Annotated in this window: 4 protein-coding genes; 1 reads left to right on the top strand and 3 read right to left on the bottom strand. The window is 62.5% G+C overall.

Features of this window, described 5'->3' with window-relative positions; genetic code table 11:
- Positions 1–239: 239 nt before the first annotated feature.
- On the top strand, positions 240–1,001 hold the full coding sequence (gene xynR / locus ACMWL8_RS23710) for a DNA-binding transcriptional repressor XynR (protein WP_045259642.1): 762 nt from the start codon (positions 240–242) through the stop codon (positions 999–1,001).
- Here xynR and ACMWL8_RS23705 read toward each other — a convergent pair.
- The 3 genes from ACMWL8_RS23705 to yagF all read right to left on the bottom strand — a co-directional run bounded on the left by ACMWL8_RS23705 (position 986) and on the right by yagF (position 6,184).
- Entirely contained in the window at positions 986–2,596 is a 1,611-nt protein-coding gene (locus tag ACMWL8_RS23705) for a glycoside hydrolase family 43 protein (protein ID WP_045259599.1), read from the bottom strand. The two genes, xynR and ACMWL8_RS23705, sit on opposite strands and share 16 nt — an antisense overlap.
- Positions 2,597–2,607: 11 nt before the next feature.
- Complete coding sequence (locus tag ACMWL8_RS23700) at positions 2,608–3,990, bottom strand: MFS transporter (protein WP_028015325.1); 1,383 nt, start codon at positions 3,988–3,990, stop codon at positions 2,608–2,610.
- Positions 3,991–4,216: 226 nt separating this feature from the next.
- The gene (yagF, locus tag ACMWL8_RS23695) at positions 4,217–6,184 is read right to left on the bottom strand and encodes a xylonate dehydratase YagF (RefSeq protein ID WP_028015324.1); all 1,968 of its coding nucleotides are present in this window, start codon (positions 6,182–6,184) and stop codon (positions 4,217–4,219) included.

Genomic DNA, 6,184 nt, shown 5'->3' with positions numbered 1-6,184 from the left:
GATCGACCTGAAGAAAAAGTCGATCACCATGGGTAAAGGATGTTAAAAAGTGTTCACCATGTCCCCGAACACCTGTCTACCATGTCCCCGGACTGTACACCCACGGGGAGAGGGAGAAAACCCACCCCGTAGGCCCGTGCAAGCGAAACGCCGCCGGGCAAACCGGCTCCCCTTCATTGATTTTTCACCCCGAAAAAGGTACGTTTTCGCCTTCATTCCAGCGTGGACATGCCAGCATTATGCCGATTATTCAGTCTGTTGAACGTGCGTTGCAGATCCTCGACCTGTTCAACGAGCAGGCCACCGAGCTTAAGATCACCGACATCAGCAAACTGATGGGGCTGAGCAAGAGCACCCTCCACTCGCTGCTGAAAACCCTCCAGCTTCACGGCTATATCGATCAGAATCCGGAAAACGGCAAATATCGCCTCGGCATGAAGTTGGTCGAGCGCGGTCATTTTGTCGTGGGCTCAATCGATATTCGCCAGAAGGCGAAAGGCTGGCTGACGGAGCTGTCCCAGCGTACCGGGCAGACCACCCATCTGGGGATCCTGGACGGGCGTGAAGGGGTCTATATCGAGAAGATTGAAGGCAAGCTGGCCGCCATCGCCTATTCGCGCATCGGCCGCCGCCTGCCGGTTCACGCCACCGCCATCGGCAAGGTGTTAATTGCCTGGCTGGGCGAGGCCGAGCTGAACGCCCTGCTGGAGGGCTATCAGTACACCACCTTTACTCCCGCGACCCTCGCCTCTCGTGAAGCCTTAATGGCCGCCCTGGAGCAGACCCGCGAGCAGGGCTATGCCCTGGACAGCGAAGAGAACGAGCAGGGCGTGCGCTGCGTGGCGGTGCCGGTGTGGAACCACGAATCCCGCGTGATTGCCGCCCTGAGCCTGTCGACGCTCACCTCCCGCGTGGACGACGTTGAGCTGGCCCGCTTCCGCGAGGAGCTTCAGCAGGCCGGGCTCGAGCTGTCACGCGCGCTGGGCTATACCGGCTCGTAGGTGAAGTAGTCGAAGTCAGCGTGACAGCCGTCGCCGCTGATGTCCTCGCAGTGCAGCCCCACAAACGCGCCGGTAAAGAAGCCGCGCCCTCCGATGTAATCGTCTGACAGCTTCCACGCTTCATAGGTCACCGGCACGGCGTGCCACGTCTCGCCGTCGAACGAGTAGCTGTAGCGGTAGACCAGCGTATCCACGTCCACCCGCAGCCAGACGCTCTCCGCATGTTCCGGCACCGGAATGGGCTGCTCGTGCAGCGGCCACGACGGCACGTTATGGTCGAGCTGGATCACCTTGATGGTTCTCCCCTGCCCCTCCTCGTAATCCATAAAGCAGTAGCTCCAGTTTTTGCTGTTGTAGTAGCAGGTCAGCCCCGCGCTCTGCTGGAAGTGGACCGGCGAGAACTGCATCCGCGTCTCGGCCCGGAAGGTGAAGTGCTGCCAGCGGCGCGCCACGGTCGACTGGGTAAAGGTCGAGTTGAGCGAGTCGTTGCCGTAGAGCCGTAAGTAACCCGGGCGGGCGGTGAGCGAGCCGAGGGTGTCATCGAACGGAATGCGCAGGGTCTGCAGCTCCGGGTCAAGCGTACTGCCGTCGAAGTCATCCCGCCAGTTACCCTGAGCGGCTGCGGGCTGTTCCACCACCTGCGGGCCTTTCACGGTCAGCTGCGCGTGCTTGCCGCCCTCCACGTACGGCCAGCCGTCGCGCCATTCAATGCGGGCGATGCCGGTCTCGCGCCCCAGCGGGCAGTAGCCGCGCCCGCCGGAGGCCAGCAGCGGCACGCCGGGCAGGCGTAGCGGGCGGCTGGTGAGGTAGGCCATATACCATTCTCCGGTGTGGGTCTGCAGCAGCGAGCCGTGGCCGCTCTTTTGCAGCGGGTTCTCCGGCAGGTGCCAGCTGGTCATCATCGTTACGTCCGGGTGCAGCTCGTACGGCCCGTCGATATTTTTTGAACGCAGTACCACGACCGCGTGCTCGTAGCTGGTGCCGCCTTCGGCAACCATCAGGTAGTACCAGCCCGCGTGGCGATAAAGATGCGCCCCTTCGGTGTAGCAGAGCGGCGTGCCGGTAAACAGCGTTTTGCGCTCGGGCGAGAGCGTGCCGGTCTGCGGGTCAAACTCCTGCATCACAATGGTGTTGTGCGGGTTGCTGTGGTGGCGCGGCCCCCACGGACGGTAGAGGTAGTATTTGCGGCCATCGTCGTCGTGGAACAGGGACGGATCGAACCCACCGTTGCCCATCGGGATCGGCTCGCTCCACGGCCCCTCAATGGACGGCGCGGTGACGAGGAAGTTGCGGCCATTTTTCCACGGTGAGTCGACAATCTTCACGTCGGTATAGAGCAGCCAGAATTTGCCGTCGGCGTAGCTCAGGCAAGGCGCCCAGATGCCGCCGGAGTCCGGATTGCCCTTCATGTCCAGCATCGACACGCGGTCCAGCGGCGTGCTGACCAGCGACCAGTTTTTCAGGTCGCGGGAGTGATAGATGCGCACGCCCGGGAACCACTCGAAGGTCGAGGTGGCGATGTAGTAGTCCTCGCCCTGACGGCAGAGGGACGGGTCCGGGTTGAAGCCGGTCAGGATCGGGTTAGTAATTTCCATGTTGCCTCCGGTTAATGGGATGCGGCTGTCGCGGCGTCGGGTACGGCCTCGCCCTGCGCCGCGCGGTGTTTGATCAGCTGCTGGCTGATGGCCTCCACGCGGTCGTCGGTGAGCTTGTAGAACGACAGCATGATGAACATGCCCGCGTAGAGCACCACCGGCACCACGCAGAACAGAATTTTGATGGTGGTGAGCACCTCAACCGGCTGCACGCTGCTGCTGGCGGAGTAGTTCACCCAGGCCAGGATCCAGCCCACCACCGCCCCGCCAATCGCCAGGCCAATCTTCAGGCTGAACAGGTAGGTGGAGAACACCAGCCCGTCGAGGCGACGCCCGCTGCGGCTCTCCTCGTAATCCACCACGTCGGAGGCCATCAGCCACTGTAGCGGCGTGGTGGTGTTAAAGACGAACAGGAACAGGATGTTGAGGGCGAAAATCAGGGCAATATGCTCTGCTGGCGTAAAGAAAATCAGCAGGCTGATGAGCGAGTAGGCGACGATGATCCACTTGAAGGCGGTGACGCGGTCGAAGCGCCCCAGCAGTCGGGAGGAGCAGAGCGACCCGAACATGGTAGCGAGGCTGCCGTAGAGTAAAAACTGGGTCGCCATCTCCGGGTGATCCATCACGTATTTCACGAAGTAGAGCGTCGCCCCGCCGCGCACCACGTTGGAACAGGTCGCCATCATCTTGAACGCGCACATGATGCGCCACTGGCCGTTGCCGAGCAGCAGCCTGAGATCTTTCGCCACCGACGAGCCAGGCTGCACCTCAAAGGTGTAGCGCTCTTTGGTGGTGAAGAAGCAGACGTAGAGCAGCACCACGCCGGTCAGCCCCAGCACGCACATGGCGCCGAAATAGCCCACCTGCTCGTCCCCCTTGCCGATGATGCTGACCAGCGGCAGCGCGATGCCGCTGATGGCGAGCGAGCCCGCCGCTGCCAGGAAGAAGCGCCAGGACTGCAGGGCGTGACGCTCTTTCGGGTCGGCGGTGATGACGCCAGGCATGGCGCAGTAGGGCACGTTAACGAAGGTGTAGACCAGGGTCAGGAGAATATAGGTCGCGCAGGCGTAGATGATTTTGCCCTGCGCGGAGAAGTCCGGCGTGTAGAAGGTCAGCATGCAGACGATGCCAAACGGGATGGCGCCCCACAGCAGGAACGGGCGGAACTGGCCGTGCCGCGTGCGGGTGCGGTCTACCAGCAGCCCCATCAGCGGGTCGGTCACGGCGTCGAGCACGCGGGAGACTAAAAACAGCGTGCCCATAATGCCCGCGGAGAGACCAAACACGTCGGTATAAAAGTAGGCCAGCAGGAACATGGTAGCCTGCCAGACGAAGCCGCAGGCGGTGTCACCCAGCCCGTAGCCAATTTTGTCTTTCATGGTTAATTGCGTCATCAGAATTACACCCTTTGGTAGTGTGCTGAATTACAACATCGTGTTAATGGAGTGTAATGAGCTGTTCAATTAACCAGCAATGGTCATATCTTATTTCTGAATTACGTTATTTTGCTTTTGTGACGCCAACGATATATCGCAACTTATTGTTTAAATTAACAAATTACAGATGCGTAAAAGCCGCCCACGGAATATTTTCCGTAGACGACAATCGCGTGAAAAATAATTAAATGCCGAGCGCTTTTTTACCGGCGTTAATTACCTCAATAATTTTATCGGTGTCATAAATACAGCCTTTCCAGGTGCCGCCGCTCACCGACTGCAATGCCGCCCACAGCCGGGTATCGTCCGGCAAAAAGTCGTGGGCGTGCAGGTCCGGGTGCGTCTGCCGCAGCGCCAGCTCGCGCGCGCCCTCTTCCGGCGTCAGCGGGTTATCCGCCGTGCCGATGAAGTTCACGCTGCCTGTTAATGTCAGGCGGTCGACGGTAATCTCAATGATGTCGTTGTCGCGCAGCTTGCCAATCGGCCCGCCCGCCAGCGCCTCCGGCGACACGTGCCCGAAGCAGGCGCCCGTCGACACGCCCGAGAAGCGCGCATCGGTGATTAACGACACCGTCTTGCCCCACGAGATATGCTTCAGCGCGGAGGTAAGCTGGTAGGTCTCTTCCATACCGGTGCCGGACGGCCCGCCGCCGATCACCACCATGATATCGCCCTGCGCAATCTCTTCCCGCTTGATGGCCTTGATGGCCTGCGCTTCCGAGACGAACACCCGCACCCGGCCGGTGTGGCGGTAAACGCCATCGTCACCCACCACCGACGGGTCGATCGCCGTGGCCTTGATCACCGAACCTTCCGGCGCGATGTTGCCCGTCGGGAAGCAGACCGTCGAGGTCAGCCCTTTCGCTTTTGCTTTCTCCGGCGGCAGGATCACGTCATCCGGCTCCACGCCGTCCTGCTCGCGCAGGCACTGGCGGAAGCGCTTACGGCGCTCGGACGTCTGCCACCAGTCGAGGTTCTCGCCCACCGTCTGGCCGGTGACGGTCATGGCGTCCAGATGCAGCAGGCCGAGATCGCGCAGGTGGAGCATCACTTCCGGCACGCCGCCTGCGAGAAACGCGCGCACGGTCGGGTGGTAGTCCGGGCCGTTGGGCAGCACGCTCACCAGACGCGGAACCCTGCGGTTGACGCGCGTCCAGTGCTCTACGTCCGGAATAGTGCAGCCCGCCGCGTGGGCGATGGCCGGGATGTGCAGCAGTAAGTTCGTGGAACCGCCGAACGCCGCGTGGATCACCATGGCGTTTTCGATGGCTTTATCGGTGAGGATATCGCGCGTGGTGATGCCGCGGTTATCCAGCTCGCTCACCGCCCGCGCCGACTGGCGGGCGATCTCCAGCCACACCGCCTGCCCGGACGGCGCCAGCGCGGAGTGCGGCAGCGCCAGCCCCAGCGCTTCCGCCACCACCTGCGAGGTGCCCGCCGTGCCGAGGAACTGGCACCCGCCGCCCGGCGACGCGCAGGCGCGACAGCCGAGCTCGGCGGCCTCCTGCAAGGAGAGCTCGTGGTTGGCAAAGCGCGCGCCGATGGTCTGCACCTTGCCCGCATCTTCCCCCACGGTCGGCGGCAGCGTCGCCCCGCCCGGCACCAGAATGGTCGGCAGGTCGTGCATGGAGGCCAGCGCAATCATGGTGGCGGGCAGCCCTTTATCGCAGGTGGCCACGCCGATCACCGCCCGGCGCGTGGGCAAGGAGCGGATCAGACGGCGAAACACGATCGCCGCGTCGTTACGATACGGCAGGGAGTCGAACATGCCGTGCGTGCCCTGCGAGCGCCCGTCGCACGGATCGCTGACGAAGGCCGCAAACGGGATCCCGCCGTTGCGGGTGATCTCCTTCGCCGCCGCCTGCATCTGCATGCCGATTTCCCAGTGCCCGGTGTGGTAGCCCAGCGCAACCGGGCGTCCGTCCCCGGCGCGAATACCGCCCTGGGTACCGATAATCAGCACCTCTTTGCCGGTCAGCTTGTTGGCGTCCCAGCCCATCCCGGCGTTCTGCGTCATGCCGAACAGGTTGCCGCTGGGGGATTCCATCAGCATCTGCGGGGTCAGCGGCAGAGCGCCCTGCGGCCCCGCCGCGTGGGTGATCACCGCATAAAACGCATCGTCCTGCGGGGTGAAAATTTTCTCAATGGTCAT

This window comes from Enterobacter sp. 04-C-12-SI-ECC (genome assembly GCF_047530715.1).
Lineage (GTDB): Bacteria > Pseudomonadota > Gammaproteobacteria > Enterobacterales > Enterobacteriaceae > Enterobacter > Enterobacter bugandensis.
Note: the sequence above shows the minus strand (reverse complement) of the source record. Positions and strands in the feature narration are given on the sequence as shown.

What these genes read in the sequence shown, in the direction of transcription:
- yagF (WP_028015324.1), bottom strand. Translation starts at nt 6,184, where the DNA reads ATGACCATTGAGAAAATTTTCACCCCGCAGGACGATGCGTTTTATGCG.
- ACMWL8_RS23700 (WP_028015325.1), bottom strand. Translation starts at nt 3,990, where the DNA reads ATGACGCAATTAACCATGAAAGACAAAATTGGCTACGGGCTGGGTGAC.
- xynR (WP_045259642.1), top strand. Translation starts at nt 240, where the DNA reads ATGCCGATTATTCAGTCTGTTGAACGTGCGTTGCAGATCCTCGACCTG.
- ACMWL8_RS23705 (WP_045259599.1), bottom strand. Translation starts at nt 2,596, where the DNA reads ATGGAAATTACTAACCCGATCCTGACCGGCTTCAACCCGGACCCGTCC.